Below are 16,384 nucleotides of genomic sequence, written 5' to 3'. Positions count from 1 at the left end.
ATGCAGTACGACCTAGTCAATCGACGGTGCTTCGCGTGCAATCAACCTGTTCCACTCTATCCACACCGTTTACGAGGGCTTCATGAGCACATCGCTACCTTGCAAAGAGATCACTAAAATCGTTGCCTCAGATCTGGATGGCACTTTACTCGCACCAAATCACCAACTAAGCGCTTACTCGAAAGAGACGCTAAAGGCACTGCACGAAAAGGGCTACACTTTTGTCTTTGCTACGGGGCGCCATCACGTAGACGTAGCCAGCATTCGTCGTACTGTAGGTATTCCGGCTTACATGATCACGTCAAACGGTGCTCGTGTACACGACCAAAATGATCAACTGAGGTACAGCCAAAACGTACCAGAAACCCTAGTACAACCGGTGATCGACACGATCAAGTCAGATCCTGGCATACTTATCCACATGTACCAGAACGACGATTGGTTATTGAACAAAGATGATGAACAACTGCGCGATTTTCATGAAGACTTTACCTATAAGCTATACGATGATAGCAACGCGCCGACTGATGGTATTGCAAAGATTTTCTTTACCCACCCAGGCCAAGATCATGAGCACCTAGTGGTATTTGAAAACAAATTGCGTGAGCAATTTGGCGACAAGTTGAACATCGCATTCTCAACACCTTGGTGTCTGGAAGTCATGAGCGCTGGCGTTTCTAAAGGTGATGCGCTAAAGGCCGTGGCAGAATCAATTGGCTTAACACTAGAGAACACCATCGCATTTGGTGACGGCATGAACGACGTAGAAATGCTATCAATGGCGGGTAAAGGTTTGGTGATGGGCACCTCTCACGAGAAAGTGATGAAAGCACTACCAAACAATGAAGTGATCGGCAGCAACGCCGACGATGCGGTTGCACACTACCTGCAAGATCATCTGCTATAACCTGTATTGGCTATCAACAGCAGGTTATTGGCAAAATCACAAAGGGCTGCACTATGCAGCCCTTTCTTTTATCGCTGACTTGGCAACTTCTCTTTGCCAAGGATTGCTTGCCATTCTTCTTCGCTCACCGGCATGATCGACAAGCGATTGCCGCGTTTCACTAGTGGCATATTTTCTAGCTCTGGCACCGCCTTCATTACCGACAGCGGGATCAAACGCTCAGTCTTACGTACAAACTCGATATCCACCATCATCCAACGTGGATTTTCTGGGTCGGATGTCGGATCGTAGTAATCGCTTTCTAGGTCAAACTGGAAATGATCGGGATACGCTTCACGGGTCACTTTGGCAATGCCAGCCACACCTACGTTCTTACAAGAGGAATGGTAAATCAGCACCAAGTCGCCCAATTTAACTTGGTCACGCATCATGTTACGCGCCTGATAATTACGAACGCCCTCCCAACATGAAACCTTTTGGGTTCGAAGCGTGTCAATAGAAAAGGTATCTGGTTCTGTTTTAAATAACCAATATGCCATAATGCGATCCGATGCAGATTGTAATGAGGAAGATATAACATGAAGGCTTTGAAAAACCCAGTGGCACTCGCCACACTGCTGGCCCTACAAGCGTGTAGCGTGCAACCGCCACAGTCCGATGCAGGCACGCCAACCACGCTAGCTGCGTCCTTGGATAAGCCAGAAACCATCTTACCTCAAACCTTTATGCTACGTGGTGAAGTGGTAATTGGACACGAAAGCCAATACATCACCCCTTGCGGTAGCGATAAACAGTACTGGCTGCAACTGTCGCCACAACAAATACAACGTGCTGTGGCCATCACCAGTGAACCTTATCAAACCATGTATGGTGAAGTCATTGGTCACCTCAACCCACCTGGCGCCGACGGTTTTTCTGCAGATTTCGATGCTAACGTTGTGGTTGAGCAGGTGAACTTCCTTACGACAGAAAATCCGCATCGCTGCAAGCAAACCAGCAAACCCACTCGCGTATTTGGCAATGAACCATCATGGGCAGCAACCTTTGAAGGTAATGCGCTTAAATTCCAGCGACTTGGAAAATCTAACCAAACGTTAGACATCAACAGCAGTAAGCTGCAACCTCGCCAACGAGCTTACCAACTCAATGACGGCGAACTACGTATGACCGAGAACTTGTGTTCTGACACCATGAGTAACTCACTCTATGGCTGGCAAGCAACGCTGGAACACGACGATAAGACCTACCAAGGTTGTGGTATGGCAGCCAACGTAGATTCGACCTTGGAGTGGGTGAACACTTACGTGGCGACGTCAACTCAATCACAAGGCTTTGAAGTGCAGATGACACTGAACAGCGACCACAGTGCGATAACCAAATACAGTTACTCTGACGGACAGCCACCTTTAGTGGAACGCGGTTACTGGCAACAACTGAGTCCATCACAAGTACAAGTCGTGATGACTCACCACCAGCAACAGCGCTTAATGACCGAGCGCCTGTTTACTCGTGAAGGCAATCAACTGAAAGCAGTAAAAGAGAAAGTGGGTAATCTGGTTTACCCAATCGCCGATGGCGGACTTGTGCTTTACCCAGCAACAGTACACAACTCAGGCACTGAACAACCAGCCACGGATCGCAGCAACGATCCGATTGGTGCCGCTGATGTCCCTTCCAGTGCGGACTTCAACTCAAAAGTGGATGCCACCGTACGCCATTACTTTTTCATTAACCAAACCAGCCCAAGCAACAACCAATACCGCTGGCTGACTTACGATCTAAATGGCGATGGTAATGAAGAGCTGCTAGTCCAACTAGATTGGTGCGGTTCTGGCGGTTGCACCCTGCTCGTGTTCGAAAACCACGAGAATGAGTGGCGTTTCAACAGCCGTATGACGCTAGTGCAAAGCCCAATCATGCTGGGTCAACAAACCTCACACGGTTGGCGTGATCTGATTTTTAATGTCAGCGGTGGTGGTGCAACGCCGGGTCAACACGTGATGCAATACACGGGCGTAAGCTACCCAATCAACCCAAGCTTGGCGCCAACAGCGAGCAAAGAGCAAGTCAGCGGTGTGCGTCTGTTCTCGGATGGCATCAGCCCTGTTCGTGAAGGAGTATGCTTATAATGGTGCAGCCTTGTCCACATTGCGGTTTTCAATTCAACTGCATTTGTTCACTGCTGCCTAAACTCCGTAGTGAACACGCATTAATGCTGTTGATGCATCCAAATGAACTAACGCGGGACACCAACACAGGCAAGCTGATCGCACAATGCCAATTGAATGTGACCCAAGCGGTTTGGGATCGCAAAGCACCACCAGCAGAGTTACTGGAAACGCTTGCAGAACCAAGCCTATTGCCAGTGCTGCTCTTTCCCAGTGAGGAAAGCCTGACCTTAGCGCAAGTTAAACAGCAAAGTGATAAGCAAAACAGAAAGCCGCTGTACATCATCCTGGATGCAACATGGCAAGAAGCGCGTAAGATGCTCAATAAAAGTCGTTGGTTAGAAGATGTGGCAATGATGAGCTTAGCCACTCAAACAGATTCCCAATACCAACTACGTCGCAACCAACAAGAAGGCAACCTGTGCACTTTTGAAGTCGCAGCTCAATTGCTGGGGCAACTAGGAGAAAAGCAAAACCAGCAACAGATGTTGGACTTCTTCAAGCACTACCTGCCCGTCTTCCAAGCTGAGAAAAGTGGTCACACTCTAAAAACTTAAGACGATGAGAAAACAAAAAACGCAGCACTGGCTGCGTTTTTTATTCGATACCGTTTCACGTGGAACAATGACTAGTTCAGTAACTCAGGCAACGAAAGTAATTGATGAATTTCAACATCCGGCAACACACGTCCATTGGTGTGCGTCATGACAGAGCGCGCTTTATCATTAAACCAACAAGCTGAGAATCCAGCACGTTTGGCTCCTTGGATATCTGTCAACAAGTGGTCGCCCACATGCAAAATATTTTCTGCGGGCAAATCGAGACACTGCTGCGCTTTGGTAAAGAGATCGGACGCAGGTTTAGCCTGTCCATCAGGGCCGGCTTTCAATACCGATTGGAAGAACGGCGCAAGCCCCACACGATCCAAATCGACATTACCATTCGTGATCGCGACCAACGGTACCTTATCACTAAGCTCAGCCAGTACATCCAAGCTTTGTTGAGGTACTTTAAACTGGCTACGCCAATCCAACGCGACATCGACACCGGCTTGGGCCGCCATTTGCGCCTCATCATCATGGTAACCTACTTGCAAAAAGCCATGCTTAAGCTGAACAAAACGCCAAAGCGTCACATCACTTTTAAGTTCCGGCTGCTGCTGTGCTACACGCTTTTTCAACGTCAACCAATCGGCTTTATCCATCTGCGCCACCGCAGGGTGGGTTTGCTTAAGCCAGGCCAACAGCTCTTGCTCCATGCGCACTATCACTGGGTAGTTATCATAGAGAGTGTCGTCAAGGTCAAAGGTCATCGCCTTTACTGGCGCAATACGGCGGTAGAATTTCATCAGCGTCCCTCGTTTCCGCTCTTCTTACGTGCACGAGGATGAGCCTGATCATAAGCTTGTGCTAAATGCTGGAAATCCAAATGCGTATAGATTTGAGTGGTCGAAATATTTTCATGCCCCAGCAATTCTTGCACCGCACGTAAGTTGTTGCTTGATTCCAGCATATGCGTCGCAAATGAGTGACGCAATTTATGCGGGCTAATATGACTCGCCACTGATTGTTTTTTCCCCCACTCTGCCATGCGCTTTTGTACACTACGATGAGAAATGCGCGTCCCCAATTTTGAAACAAATAACGCGGGTTCGCCTGCTGCGGCTAGATCACCACGTACTTTCAGCCACTTGGTAACCCATTCCGTTGCCATACCTGAAAACGGCACTTTGCGCTCTTTGTCGCCTTTACCAATGACTCGGAGTTCACCACTACGCAATTGCACATCTCGTACATCGACGCCGACCAATTCAGCCAAGCGTAAACCGGCACCATACATCAGCTCCATCATCGCACGATCGCGAATCGACAGTGGATCCTCTTCGTTCACTTCCAATAACTGATTGACTTCATCGACATCGAGATTTTTCGGTAGCGGACGCTTTTTACGCGGAGCAGAAACGCCTTTGGCTGGGTTCGCAGACAGGTCGCCACGTAAGATAAGAAAATCAAAAAAACTGCGCAGAGAGGATAAACGTGTCGCCAAACTACTGGCTTTCATGCCTTCTCGCATGCCTTTACCAGCGAGCTGGCGTACCCAGCCCGCATCGACCTGGGACCACTCTTTCAATCCCATTTCAGTCAGGTGCTGAGCCATGGTTTCTAGCTGCTGCTTATAATTACGTTGGGTATGCAGACTCAGCCCCTTTTCGCTTCGCAAGAATTCGTAGAAACGTTCAAGAGGCTTTTGAAGACTATTTGGCAGAGGAATGCTGGGAGTTGTTGTCATGATGACTTTGCCATACCAATGTTTGAGCGAGATGTGCCACCACTAATGATAGGTGACGCAAAAACAAGGTATCCATATCTGGTTGGAAATGGCCGCCCTCTTCACTAGAAAACGCCAACACGCCAAGCGGCTGTATTTTTACCAGCGGCAATACCACATAGGAACCCATTTCTGGAACATCCATATCCCCAAACAAAGCTTCACGATCCACTTTACGTAAACGGCCTAAATACGCCTCTTTTCCATTTAAGTGATTGGTTGCAAAGCGCTGATAGTCTTCCTTACTCAGTTGAGTTTCAGCATCACACTGGCTCAACAGCCGAACATAAGCCTTCAAACCGAGCTCTTTGGCTTTGTGTTCAATGGCGTGAATGACTTGCTTAAAGTCACTGCACTTTAGGATTTGCCCTTGCAGATCCATAAATTCGTAAAAAGTGCGATCGTTGTTCGCCGCCAAAGACATCAATGTGGTGATCTCTTCTTCCAACTCTTCTATACGTTGACGCTGACGGTTCATTTGAATATGCACCAAAGAGACCGTACCTAAATCCGCATGAGGGAAAGATAGGCGGTCGACTAATGCTGGGCGTTGCACAAAGAAATCCGGATGATCCTTCAAATACTCTGCAACGACTTCCGCCGTCAATACATCCGCTTCGACTTCAGATAATGGTTTTTTCTTTTGTTCTACTAGCACGACAACTGACCATCAAATACGTGAGTTGCAGGACCGGTCATGAATAACGGTTGCCCTGGACCTTGCCAAGAAATACGCAAATCACCGCCCGGAAGTGACACTTTTACATTTTCGTCCAGTAAACCTTGCAGAATACCGACCGCTACTGCACCACAAGCACCGCTACCACAAGCTTGCGTTTCGCCCGCACCACGTTCATAAACACGTAGACGGATATGATTGCGATTCACCACTTGCATAAAGCCTGCGTTCACACGCTCAGGGAAACGTTCGTGTGATTCAAGCAATGGCCCAAGCTTTTCTACTTCTGCGCTATCCACATCATCTACAACAGTAACGACATGCGGATTCCCCATGCTAACCGCCCCACAGAACAGAGTTTTCTCACCAACACGCATGATGTAGGTTTTCTCTTTCTGCTTCGCTTTGAAAGGAATCTTATTCGGTTCGAACTCCGGAACGCCCATGTTGACAGTCACTTCACCATCGTCTTCTACATCAAGAATCATCTTGCCTTTCTTGGTGCTAACGCTAATGCTGTACTTGTTAGTCAAACCTTTTAAACGTACAAAACGAGCAAAACAGCGTGCGCCATTACCACACTGCTCCACCTCACTGCCATCCGCATTAAAAATGCGGTAATGGAAGTCGCTTTCTGGATCATAGGGCGCTTCAACGACAAGCAACTGGTCAAAGCCAACGCCCGTATGACGATCCGCCAAGCGACGGATCAAATCTTGCGAGAAAAATACGTTCTGGGTAATACAGTCGACGACCATAAAATCGTTACCCAAACCGTGCATTTTAGAAAAGTGGAAATGCATTTGTTGTGTGTTACTCCGGTAGAATCTGTTCCAGCTGCCACAAACTGGTCAGCTCCTCACGCTGGCGAACAAGGTGGCTTTGGTTACCATCCACCATCACTTCCGCCGCTCGGGTACGAGTATTGTAGTTCGAAGACATAACAAAACCATAGGCGCCTGCAGAGCGAACCGCGAGTAGATCACCTTCTTGCAGAACTAGTGCTCGATCTTTGCCCAAGAAATCGCCCGTTTCACAGATAGGACCGACTAAGTCGTAGGTCTGTGCTTCACCTTCACGCGGTGAAACTGGGACGATATCTTGCCATGCTTGGTATAGCGCAGGACGCATTAAATCGTTCATTGCCGCATCGATGATGGCAAAGTTCTTGTGCTCGGTGTGTTTTAGGAATTCCACACGTGTTAGCAAGATACCTGCGTTAGCTGCAATCGCACGACCTGGTTCGAAAATCAGTTCGAGATCTTGGTGATTCTCAAGACGACCTAGCAGCGCTTTCGCATAATCAGAAGGCTGTGGTGGCAATTCATCACGATATACCACGCCTAGACCACCACCGACGTCTAGATGACGAATGTTGATGCCTTGCGCTTTCAAGTCATCAATCAGTGCTAATAGACGGTCAGTGGCGTCGATGAAAGGTTCAATTTCAGTCAGCTGAGAACCAATATGGCAGTCGATGCCTTGCACGTTTAAGTTTGGCAGACTCTGAGCAAATTGATATACAGCTGGCGCACGGTCAAACGCGATACCAAATTTGTTATCACGTAGACCAGTCGAAATGTAAGGGTGTGTTTTTGCGTCTACGTCAGGGTTAATTCGTAGAGAAATCGGTGCAACCACACCTAGCTCGCCTGCAACTTTATTCAAGCGCTCTAGCTCAGGTTCTGATTCCACATTGAAGCACTTTATACCCAACTCTAGTGCGCGTTTCATTTCTACTGAGGTTTTACCGACACCAGAGAACACCACCTTCTTCGCATCACCGCCAGCGGTGATCACACGCTCTAGTTCACCACCTGATACGATATCAAAGCCTGAGCCCAAACGAGCCAGTGCATTCAGTACACCTAAGTTTGAGTTTGCTTTTACTGCGTAACAAACAAGGTGAGGGTGTTGACCCACTGCACTATCAAATGCTTTCCAATGACGCTCAAGCGTCGCGCGTGAGTATACATAAAGAGGAGTGCCATGTTGCTCAGCAAGAGCTTGAAGAGGAACATCTTCAGCCCAAAGCTGGCCATCATCCTGATAGTTGAAGTAATCCAAAATTCGCTTCCCTTATTTAATTCGGCTGATTATTGTGACTGCTCGCTTTGCTGAGCATCATCTGGGATGTAAAGTGAACCTGATTGTCCGCAACCAGCAAGTGTCGCTGCAACCATCACAAACAACACCGTAAGTAGTTTTTTCATTTTGCATATCGTGATTATTGAATCAATGCCCCCTATAATCGCACCACACTCAAGAAAAGCAATAGGATAGACGGATGAACGATACTGAATTTCATCAACTGGTGGACACACAGATGCAAATCATCGAAGAATCCATCGATGATTCAGGCGCAGACATTGATTACGAGGTGTCTGGTAACGTAATGACATTAGAATTTGAAGACCGCAGCCAAATCATCATTAACCGCCAAGAGCCAATGCATGAAATTTGGTTAGCATCAAAGTCTGGAGGTTTCCATTTCAAGTTGGTTGACGATAAATGGATCTGCTCCAAAACAGGCATGGAGCTGTTTGAAATGGTGAAACAGGAGTGTGAAAAGCACGCTGACGAAGAAATCGACTGGGTATAAGTCAAATCGGTCATCACCAAACTAAAAAAGAGCACCTCTGTGCTCTTTTTTGTCTTCATCTCTATACATTAACCGCTTTCATAGGTCGCGTTGGGGTACTGCCATCATTGCGGTAAGGAATGATATAGGCGTTACCCTCTTCAGGATGAATAATCTGGTAGTACTGCGGCAAGTTAAAGTTTATACACTTCGACGCCACTCGACTATCGTCCTTCACTGAAGTATAGAAGCTGTTCACTGATGCAATCATCTCATCTTTTGAGCCGCTAAACTGGTGATAAACTTCAACTTGGTTCGACTCATCCAGAACATAAATGTTGAAGCCATCATCAGTATCTTCAAAGAAAAACTGCACCAAAGCCTCACTGGCAAATCCATCCACGACTTCTGGTAATTGATACTCTTGCTCACGATCCAGCATCAACAACGGAGAACCTTTCAGTTTGTTAGTTGAAATACTACGGTAAAAGTCGACGGAATTCTCTAACTTTTGAACCGATACACCACGACGCTCAAAGAATAAGCCGTATGTTTGATTGCCAAGGCGCATCGCTTTAAAACGACGGCGCTTCTCTTGCTCAACCGGCTTCAAACGTAAGTCAATGCACTCAGCCAGCAACTGGTAAACCATATTGCGCATCACACCGCGCATGTTTTTCGCATAGCAGAATACGTCCACCGACTCTGGAGGAATCGCATCTTGATGCATCTTGCCTAAAATGGTTTTAAGCGCATCCAACATCGCGGTACCGCCCTTGAAGTGCAATGTACGCACTTCGTGCCATGAGTTTCGGTAAACCAAATCGACACTGCCGACAAGGTTAATTTGCTCAGGACCAAAGCTGAAAATATCAGTATTCTTCACATCCACCTTAAGTGAGCGACCAGACAGCTCTGCGGTTGGATCATTTTCAAAGTTGATAAACATCGCCAGCTGGCTAATTTCACATGGGCTAGCCAATGCTTGCATCGTCGGACGACGTTTACGCAGCGAGAAAGTATTACGTAAGTCACTCACCATTTGGTAGAACTTATCGATATCGATCTGAGCTTCACGTACAACCGCATGTAGGCGGGTCGATTCGGTAATCAAACCATTGAAGAATGCCCATGAAACTAACTTACTGAGGTACTCGTGATGCTCAAGACTCGGCTGACCAAGGATGCGATGCGCAATTAGTGGTTGCTTGTACAAATACCAACCCGACTTATTCATCCCGCCTTCTTTCACTTCAATGAAACTCAAGTCTGGTTCGTGCAAGTCTGGTGAAATTTGTGGGTTCAGCAGAGTCACTTTGCCCGGCAACACTTCAAATGCAGCATACAACTTGCGAGCCAGAATGCTAATATCCTGCGGACTAATTGCGGAAGTAATGTTATTGCGGCGTGCAAACTGAATCAGATTGCGATAACTCTGCATCAGGGCATCGAGCAGCGCATGGTGCACTACCTTCACCTGTTCAACCTTCCAGTTACGGCGATCATCCAACTCAGCAATCACCGCTTCATCCCAGTTCCACTTGGTGATCATGTCGCTTAATGCCTCACGACGCCAAGCTACCGAGCCCACATCAGGTTCTCGGGAAAGCTTCTCATGAGTTTTAAGGTAAAAACAGCGACGAGCTAAGTCCAGACGAGAGTCATCTTGAACTCGCTCTAAATAACGCGTTACCTTCTCAAGCATCAAGTAATACGCGTCCATGCCGTACAAATCTGGCTCATGAGCAAAGAAACGACGCTTGGTATCAATACTTAGAAGTTGCGTATTCGGGTATTCCCACGAGTAAGCTTCAAGCAAAATGGCCTTCAGCACCGATTTGTAGGGTGAATCGATACTTTTGTACAGCTGCCATAAATTCGAGCCAAAATATTCTTCGGCTGGAATACGATTCAGCTGACCAAAGTTGATCCACTCATCACAGTTGATATAGCCATCATTACAAAGCTGTGCAACGTACTCGTCGTAACACTCTTCCATTTCAGGCGGCACAATTTGCCACAACAAACGCTGTCCCGCGAGGCGTACGGCTGAACGATAGAACTCATCTAGCAATAGTAAGTGCTGAGAAGATCCACAGTTATCACCAGTCATCTCTTCAGATTGATTACTACGAAAACGCTCTTCATCCATCAGGAAGAAGTTTGCTTCGACACCTTGGCTTTGCGCCCAATCGGTGATCAACAAGCACTTGTTGGTTAGCTGTTCCCGTTCACCGCTGTCCATCTCTGGCGAAACACATACCCAAATATCCAAATCACTTGATGTGCTTTGGCCAATTGATGAAGTACTGCCCATGGTATATAGCCCAAGAATCGCTGGGGTATCTGCGGTTTCCAACGCTTGGCCGATGGTCAGTTGAGTATCATCAAGGAATTGCTGTTGGAGTTCATTGAGCTCAAACCCATACACACCATAAGGTACGTCAACATCATAGTAACCAGGAATAACAGGATGGTTATAGTTCAACAAGGCAGGAATCAAGTGGAATACTTGCTGGCTTTGCGAATCCATAAGCGCCAGCGCACGTTCAATACGCTGCTGGTTCAAGTTATCTAATCGCTGAATAAGTTTTTGGGTGTAAGCCTGCAAGGGAAATTCCTTGGTTGAACAATCACGAAAATTTGCTGATGTTTTAAGCCAAAATGACCTAAAAGCGTGATCAATTTAACACTTTCGTCAGGATTGGTAAAGATTCCCTCTCGCAAATAGTTGTGGTCCGAAAACCCTACTCTGCTCGCAAAATTGATAGCGCAGTAGTGTCGCTTGTATTCCCCCTCAACGAATACTAGTCCTTAGCCTAAATGAGAATCCAATCACACAATTTCCATAACGTCATGTCATTCCAACCACGACGCCATGAGATATCTAACTAACATTAAGACTTTCACGCCGAGAATGGTAGGATAAACAAATACCAAAACAGCATTGAGAAGACCATGACACAATCTACGCCAATTCGCATTGCCACTCGAAAAAGCCCGCTTGCTCTATGGCAAGCTTACTACGTAAAAGATGCCCTTCAGGCCGCTCATCCAGGCCTTGAAGTTGAGCTAGTGACCATGGTGACCAAAGGCGACATCATTTTGGATACCCCACTAGCCAAAGTGGGCGGAAAAGGTCTCTTCGTAAAAGAACTGGAAGTCGCAATGTTAGAAGGCCGTGCTGACCTTGCCGTGCACTCAATGAAAGATGTGCCTGTTGATTTCCCGGAAGGACTTGGCTTAGTGACGATTTGCGAACGCGAAGACCCACGTGATGCTTTCGTGTCGAACACTTACAGCAATATTGATGAATTACCTCAAGGTGCGGTTGTCGGTACTTGTAGTCTACGCCGTCAATGTCAGTTGAAAGAATACCGCCCCGATCTTGTGATCAAAGAGCTGCGCGGCAACGTCGGTACGCGTCTAGGCAAACTGGATGCAGGCGAGTACGACGCAATTATTCTTGCAGCAGCGGGGCTAAAACGTCTGGAACTTGAAGAGCGCATCCGTAGCTTTATCGAGCCAGAACAGTCACTGCCAGCTGTAGGCCAAGGCGCGGTAGGCATTGAGTGCCGCGTTGATGATGAGCGCTTACTCAAACTGCTTGAGCCATTAAACCATCAAGACACCGCTGACCGTGTACGATGTGAACGCGCAATGAACCTAACGCTAGAAGGTGGCTGTCAGGTGCCAATCGGCAGTTACTCACTGCTAGACGGTGATCACATTTGGTTACGCGCCCTTGTAGGTGAACCCGATGGCAGCTTAATTGTTCGTGGTGAAGTACGTGGCCACCGAAAAGATGCAGAAACATTGGGGGTTCAGCTTGCCAACGAACTGTTAGACAATGGCGCACGTGACATTCTAACTAAACTGTACGCAGACCACGAATAGCCATGGCTGTATTGGTCACTCGGCCGGGAGAGCAAGGCAGCGCGCTTTGCTCTCTGCTCGAAAGGCACGGCATCTTGGCTCTTCATCACCCATTGATCGACATTATCGCCGATCTCAACGAACCATACCTCTCCAAGCACATCAAACAGGCCAAAATCATCATCGCAGTTAGCCAACATGCGGTGCAATGTGCAGAGCAAATCTTAGTAAACAGCAATAATTCATGGCCAAAGCAGGCTATATACCTTGCCGTTGGTCAAAAAACCGCACACTATTTAAGCAAATATACCCAACAGAAAGTACACTATCCACAAGTCAGCGATAGTGAGCACTTGTTGCAACTGCCAGCATTACACGATGTAGAGAAACAAACAGTATTGATTCTTCGTGGAAACGGTGGAAGAGAGCTGATAAAAGACGCATTGGTACAGCGCGGGGCAAAAGTTCACTATAGTGAGACCTATAAGAGAGAATTTATCCCATTCGATCCAGTAAGCTGTGTCTCGCTATGGAAAAAACAACAAATTGACCAGATCATCGTCACCAGTGGTGAACAACTGGATTACTTATGCAGTCAATTGACCTCAGAACAATTGGCTTGGCTTAATCAACAAGAGTTGTATATCCCCAGTCAGCGAATCGCTGATATCGCAATTCAAAGGGGCTTCACTCGGGTCAGGTGCACAGGAAGCGCATCCAACCAAAAATTACTGGCTGCTCTCCAGCCCTAGCTACACAGGATATAGGCATGACAAGTAAAAATAACGACCAAAAGAATAACGATAAAAACCTTTCCGCAGAAATCACATCGGCACCGCCAGCTGAAAAAGATACACCTAAACAGAAATCTGAACCGAAAAAGGCAGAATCGACGCCTGCTCAACCAAGCAAACCAACAGAGCCAAACAAAGCTGAATTTGAAGATAAGCAAGGCAAACGCGGCGTAAAACTGGGGACCGTTGCTATCATCTTATCGCTAATTTTTGGTGGTGGTCTCACCTACAAAATGCTTGAGCAGCAATCCGAATACCAAACTCAGATCGCTCAACTGCAAAGCCAACTAAAACAGGCTCAAACAACAATGAAACAAGAGCTAAGCCAGGTTAAGCAAGAGACCATCGAGCAAGCGACCACGGTTACCCACAAAGTAGAAGTGGTTCTAGGTCAACAACAAAAGAGCATTGAAAGCCTACAACTGGCAATAGCAGATGTGGAAGGTCGTCGTCCAAACGACTGGCTGCTGGCTGAAGCGGACTACCTAGTAAAACTGGCAGGTCGTAAGTTATTCTTAGAACACGACGTAGAAAGCGCAACCCAACTGATGGAAAGCGCAGACCAACGTATCGCAGCACTAAACGATCCAAGCTTAGTCGGTCTACGTAAAGCAATGGCAAACGACATAACAAAACTTCGTACAGTGCCACTAATTGACCGTGATGGTTTGGTCCTTCGCTTAACCGCACTTCAGCAGCAAGTAGATAAACTGCCTCTCGCCAACGCATTGCTTCCGGAAGCGGCAGCAATAGAGAAGAAGCAAGTATCAGATGACATTGCCAACTGGCAAAATAACCTGATGACGTCACTAAAAGACTTCTCAGATAACTTCATTACCTTCCGTACTCGCGATGGTAATGTGATTCCATTACTTTCTCCACAACAGCACTTCTACCTAAAAGAGAACATCAAGGCGAAGCTTGAGACGGCAATCAAAGCGGTTTACCAAGAGCAAGGTGAGATCTACATAACATCATTAGAAACAGCCGAAGAATGGACAAAAGCGTTCTTCAATCAAGATGATAAGTCGGTAAAAGAGTTCATCAATACACTTAATCAACTGAGCAAAATAGACATTCAAGTTGAATACCCTGCGAAACTAGAGAGCCAAAATCAGCTCTCTGATGTGATTCGTGAGCGTCTTCGTCGCGATGTAACTACCATGACAGGTAAGGAGGATAAGTAATGGTTCGTCTTATTTTCCTATTTGTTATTCTCGGTGTTGGCCTATTTGTCGGCACCCAGTTTTCTGGTCAACAAGGCTATGTACTAATTTCAATCGCGAACAAAACCATTGAAATGAGCGTGACTACACTGGTTATTTTCGTGATTGCTACGCTTGCTGCACTATTCTTCCTCGAATACTTGGTGAAAAAGCTTGTCTACGCCAGCTCTAACACGTGGAACTACTTCAGTGTACGTAAAATGCGTCGCTCTCGCCGCTACACCAATGAAGGTATTATCAAACTACTTGAAGGTGATTGGAAAGGCGCTGAGAAGAAAGTGACACGCTGGGCAAACCACCACGATATGCCTCTACTGTGCTATCTAGTTGCTTCAGAAGCAGCGCAAGGTCAAGGTGATAAAGTGAAGCGCGATCAGTACCTAGCACTCGCAAGCCAGCAAGAGAACGCACATTTGGCAGTAGAGTTGACTCGTGCAAAACAGTTCATTCGTGATAACGAGTTCGAATCTGCTTTCGATACGTTGCAAGCACTAAAAGATCAGTATGCAAATAACTTCATTGTACTTAACCTGCTAAAAAGTACTTACATACAACTAAAGCTATGGCAACCGCTGATCGATCTGATGCCTCAGCTAACCAAAGCCAAGTTGGTCACTGAAGAAGAACAAGCAGAACTGATTCAGAAAGCACAATGTGGCTTACTACACGAAGTGGCTCAGCAACAAGGCAGCGAAGGTCTTATTTCGCACTGGAACGGCCTGGCACGCAAAGTAAAACAAGATGTTCATCTTATCGCTTGTTTTACTCGTGAGCTTATTTCTCGTAAAGCCGACACTGAAGCTTTCACCGTTATCAAAGAAGCACTGAAGAAACATCCAACACCAGAACTGTATCAACTACTACCAGCGTTGAACTTACCAGATACTCACCCAGTCATGGTCTTCCTTGAAGGTGTACTAAAAAAAGAGTCGGACAATGCAGCGGCACACAGTGCACTGGCCCACCTCTTTTTCCGCCAAGAGAAGTGGCCAGAGGCACAACAGCACTTCGAAGTCGCGCTAAAGCTTCGCTCAAACGTTTCTGACTACGCTTTCCTAGCAGATACACTAGAGAAGCAGAACCTAACCAAAGCAGCACATGAAGTCTCTCGTAAAGCTCTAGCGCTAGTTCAAAGCAACTAAACGACTAAAAGGTTTAAAGCCGACAGAAAACTGTCGGCTTTTTTGTATCCTGCAATTCCCCAACATCCCTCCAACTTGTAGCTCTGCTAAGCATAGGTAATAGCGGTTACTCCTCTATTACCTACACATCACGAAGTAAGCTGTCTCAATAGAAGTAGCTTTCCAGTAATCGAGAGCAGCACAAAGCGCTTTAATCGCATTGTTCAAGGCGGTATTCCAACACCTATCTTGTTGAGAAGAACTCTGCCTGTGGAAGAGAGCTAGCTTGGCGCTAGGTAGAAAGAATAGTATGAGTACATCAGTATTCAGATATCTAATCAACTCAACCGAGCATCCTACCTCACTAAGCAGTGATAAGCTCTAAGAAGCGATGGTGTCTATTTAAATACAGTTGAAAGCAAGCAGCACAGTAATGAGAACTTCCGCAGGCAAGAACAGTTGGAATGAACTTATATGAAAATTGAGATGATTGGATTCGAAGGCTTTCAATAACGGTCTAATCTGGAAGCTTCTGTCGCATAGGCGATTAGGGACTTGGACGCAAAACCACAGCCAGTTTATAAGCGTCAGAAACGACAAAAGCCCGTTGATTTCTCAACGGGCTTTCTATGTAGTGGCGGAGAGATAGGGATTTGAACCCTAGGTACGCTATTAACGTACGCCGGTTTTCAAGACCGGTGCTT

Annotated in this window: 16 protein-coding genes; 8 read left to right on the top strand and 8 right to left on the bottom strand. The window is 46.8% G+C overall.

Features of this window, described 5'->3' with window-relative positions:
* Nucleotides 1–82 precede the first annotated feature (82 nt).
* Entirely contained in the window at nucleotides 83–907 is an 825-nt protein-coding gene (locus AK966_RS18110; RefSeq protein WP_119464657.1) for a Cof-type HAD-IIB family hydrolase, read from the top strand.
* Nucleotides 908–975: 68 nt separating this feature from the next.
* Here AK966_RS18110 and AK966_RS18105 read toward each other — a convergent pair whose 3' ends face one another.
* Nucleotides 976–1,446 (bottom strand): EVE domain-containing protein, encoded by a 471-nt coding sequence (locus AK966_RS18105; RefSeq protein WP_119464656.1) that lies wholly within the window; start codon nucleotides 1,444–1,446, stop codon nucleotides 976–978.
* A gap of 39 nt (nucleotides 1,447–1,485) precedes the next feature.
* Here AK966_RS18105 and AK966_RS18100 point away from each other — a divergent pair, with 39 nt between their 5' ends.
* Together AK966_RS18100 and AK966_RS18095 are read left to right on the top strand one after the other, a co-directional pair.
* Nucleotides 1,486–3,036, top strand: a complete 1,551-nt coding sequence (locus AK966_RS18100; RefSeq protein WP_119464655.1) for a COG3650 family protein — start codon at nucleotides 1,486–1,488, stop codon at nucleotides 3,034–3,036.
* Nucleotides 3,036–3,632, top strand: a complete 597-nt coding sequence (locus tag AK966_RS18095; protein ID WP_119464654.1) for a tRNA-uridine aminocarboxypropyltransferase — start codon at nucleotides 3,036–3,038, stop codon at nucleotides 3,630–3,632. Before AK966_RS18100 ends, AK966_RS18095 begins: the two co-directional genes overlap by 1 nt.
* Before the next feature lie 71 nt (nucleotides 3,633–3,703).
* Here AK966_RS18095 and yigB read toward each other — a convergent pair whose 3' ends face one another.
* From yigB to lptM, 6 genes are read right to left on the bottom strand one after another with little or no spacing between them, the layout of a single operon-like run.
* Nucleotides 3,704–4,423, bottom strand: a complete 720-nt coding sequence (yigB, locus tag AK966_RS18090) for a 5-amino-6-(5-phospho-D-ribitylamino)uracil phosphatase YigB (protein WP_119464653.1) — start codon at nucleotides 4,421–4,423, stop codon at nucleotides 3,704–3,706.
* Entirely contained in the window at nucleotides 4,423–5,364 is a 942-nt protein-coding gene (gene xerC, locus AK966_RS18085; protein WP_099080931.1) for a tyrosine recombinase XerC, read from the bottom strand. The genes yigB and xerC overlap by 1 nt, the downstream gene beginning before the upstream one ends.
* Nucleotides 5,330–6,061, bottom strand: a complete 732-nt coding sequence (locus AK966_RS18080) for a DUF484 family protein (RefSeq protein ID WP_099080930.1) — start codon at nucleotides 6,059–6,061, stop codon at nucleotides 5,330–5,332. Before AK966_RS18080 ends, xerC begins: the two co-directional genes overlap by 35 nt.
* Complete coding sequence (gene dapF / locus AK966_RS18075) at nucleotides 6,055–6,885, bottom strand: diaminopimelate epimerase (RefSeq protein WP_099080929.1); 831 nt, start codon at nucleotides 6,883–6,885, stop codon at nucleotides 6,055–6,057. The genes AK966_RS18080 and dapF overlap by 7 nt, the downstream gene beginning before the upstream one ends.
* Before the next feature lie 10 nt (nucleotides 6,886–6,895).
* On the bottom strand, nucleotides 6,896–8,149 hold the full coding sequence (gene lysA / locus AK966_RS18070) for a diaminopimelate decarboxylase (protein WP_099080928.1): 1,254 nt from the start codon (nucleotides 8,147–8,149) through the stop codon (nucleotides 6,896–6,898).
* Nucleotides 8,150–8,178: 29 nt separating this feature from the next.
* Nucleotides 8,179–8,295, bottom strand: a complete 117-nt coding sequence (gene lptM, locus AK966_RS20465; protein ID WP_045416898.1) for an LPS translocon maturation chaperone LptM — start codon at nucleotides 8,293–8,295, stop codon at nucleotides 8,179–8,181.
* Between the two features lie 74 nt (nucleotides 8,296–8,369).
* On the opposite strand from lptM, the gene cyaY reads away from it, so the two are divergent.
* The gene (cyaY, locus tag AK966_RS18060) at nucleotides 8,370–8,684 is read left to right on the top strand and encodes an iron donor protein CyaY (RefSeq protein ID WP_099080927.1); all 315 of its coding nucleotides are present in this window, start codon (nucleotides 8,370–8,372) and stop codon (nucleotides 8,682–8,684) included.
* A gap of 61 nt (nucleotides 8,685–8,745) precedes the next feature.
* On the opposite strand, the gene AK966_RS18055 is transcribed toward cyaY, so the two are convergent.
* Nucleotides 8,746–11,274, bottom strand: coding sequence for a class I adenylate cyclase (locus tag AK966_RS18055; protein ID WP_119464652.1), 2,529 nt, complete (start codon nucleotides 11,272–11,274; stop codon nucleotides 8,746–8,748).
* Between the two features lie 347 nt (nucleotides 11,275–11,621).
* Between AK966_RS18055 and hemC the strand changes: the two genes are divergently transcribed.
* Genes hemC through AK966_RS18035 form a run of 4 tightly spaced genes read left to right on the top strand, consistent with a single transcriptional unit; the run spans nucleotide 11,622 to nucleotide 15,701 of the window.
* A complete protein-coding gene (gene hemC, locus AK966_RS18050) occupies nucleotides 11,622–12,560 on the top strand; it encodes a hydroxymethylbilane synthase (RefSeq protein WP_099081219.1) in 939 nt (312 codons plus the stop codon).
* 2 nt (nucleotides 12,561–12,562) lie between these two features.
* Nucleotides 12,563–13,291: a uroporphyrinogen-III synthase gene (locus AK966_RS18045; protein ID WP_099081220.1), complete on the top strand. Its 729-nt coding sequence runs from the start codon at nucleotides 12,563–12,565 to the stop codon at nucleotides 13,289–13,291.
* 17 nt (nucleotides 13,292–13,308) lie between these two features.
* Entirely contained in the window at nucleotides 13,309–14,520 is a 1,212-nt protein-coding gene (locus AK966_RS18040) for a uroporphyrinogen-III C-methyltransferase (protein WP_119464651.1), read from the top strand.
* Entirely contained in the window at nucleotides 14,520–15,701 is a 1,182-nt protein-coding gene (locus tag AK966_RS18035) for a heme biosynthesis protein HemY (RefSeq protein ID WP_099081222.1), read from the top strand. Before AK966_RS18040 ends, AK966_RS18035 begins: the two co-directional genes overlap by 1 nt.
* Nucleotides 15,702–16,384: the final 683 nt, after the last annotated feature.

This window comes from Vibrio sp. PID23_8 (genome assembly GCF_003584965.1).
Classification (GTDB): Bacteria; Pseudomonadota; Gammaproteobacteria; order Enterobacterales; family Vibrionaceae; genus Vibrio.
Note: the sequence above shows the minus strand (reverse complement) of the source record. Positions and strands in the feature narration are given on the sequence as shown.

Excerpts from the sequence above, each read along its gene's own strand:
- AK966_RS18035 (WP_099081222.1), top strand. The coding sequence starts at position 14,520 with ATGGTTCGTCTTATTTTCCTATTTGTTATTCTCGGTGTTGGCCTATTT.
- lptM (WP_045416898.1), bottom strand. The coding sequence starts at position 8,295 with ATGAAAAAACTACTTACGGTGTTGTTTGTGATGGTTGCAGCGACACTT.
- AK966_RS18110 (WP_119464657.1), top strand. The coding sequence starts at position 83 with ATGAGCACATCGCTACCTTGCAAAGAGATCACTAAAATCGTTGCCTCA.
- AK966_RS18100 (WP_119464655.1), top strand. The coding sequence starts at position 1,486 with ATGAAGGCTTTGAAAAACCCAGTGGCACTCGCCACACTGCTGGCCCTA.
- AK966_RS18045 (WP_099081220.1), top strand. The coding sequence starts at position 12,563 with ATGGCTGTATTGGTCACTCGGCCGGGAGAGCAAGGCAGCGCGCTTTGC.
- yigB (WP_119464653.1), bottom strand. The coding sequence starts at position 4,423 with ATGAAATTCTACCGCCGTATTGCGCCAGTAAAGGCGATGACCTTTGAC.
- dapF (WP_099080929.1), bottom strand. The coding sequence starts at position 6,885 with ATGCATTTCCACTTTTCTAAAATGCACGGTTTGGGTAACGATTTTATG.
- AK966_RS18040 (WP_119464651.1), top strand. The coding sequence starts at position 13,309 with ATGACAAGTAAAAATAACGACCAAAAGAATAACGATAAAAACCTTTCC.
- AK966_RS18105 (WP_119464656.1), bottom strand. The coding sequence starts at position 1,446 with ATGGCATATTGGTTATTTAAAACAGAACCAGATACCTTTTCTATTGAC.
- AK966_RS18095 (WP_119464654.1), top strand. The coding sequence starts at position 3,036 with ATGGTGCAGCCTTGTCCACATTGCGGTTTTCAATTCAACTGCATTTGT.
- hemC (WP_099081219.1), top strand. The coding sequence starts at position 11,622 with ATGACACAATCTACGCCAATTCGCATTGCCACTCGAAAAAGCCCGCTT.
- cyaY (WP_099080927.1), top strand. The coding sequence starts at position 8,370 with ATGAACGATACTGAATTTCATCAACTGGTGGACACACAGATGCAAATC.
- xerC (WP_099080931.1), bottom strand. The coding sequence starts at position 5,364 with ATGACAACAACTCCCAGCATTCCTCTGCCAAATAGTCTTCAAAAGCCT.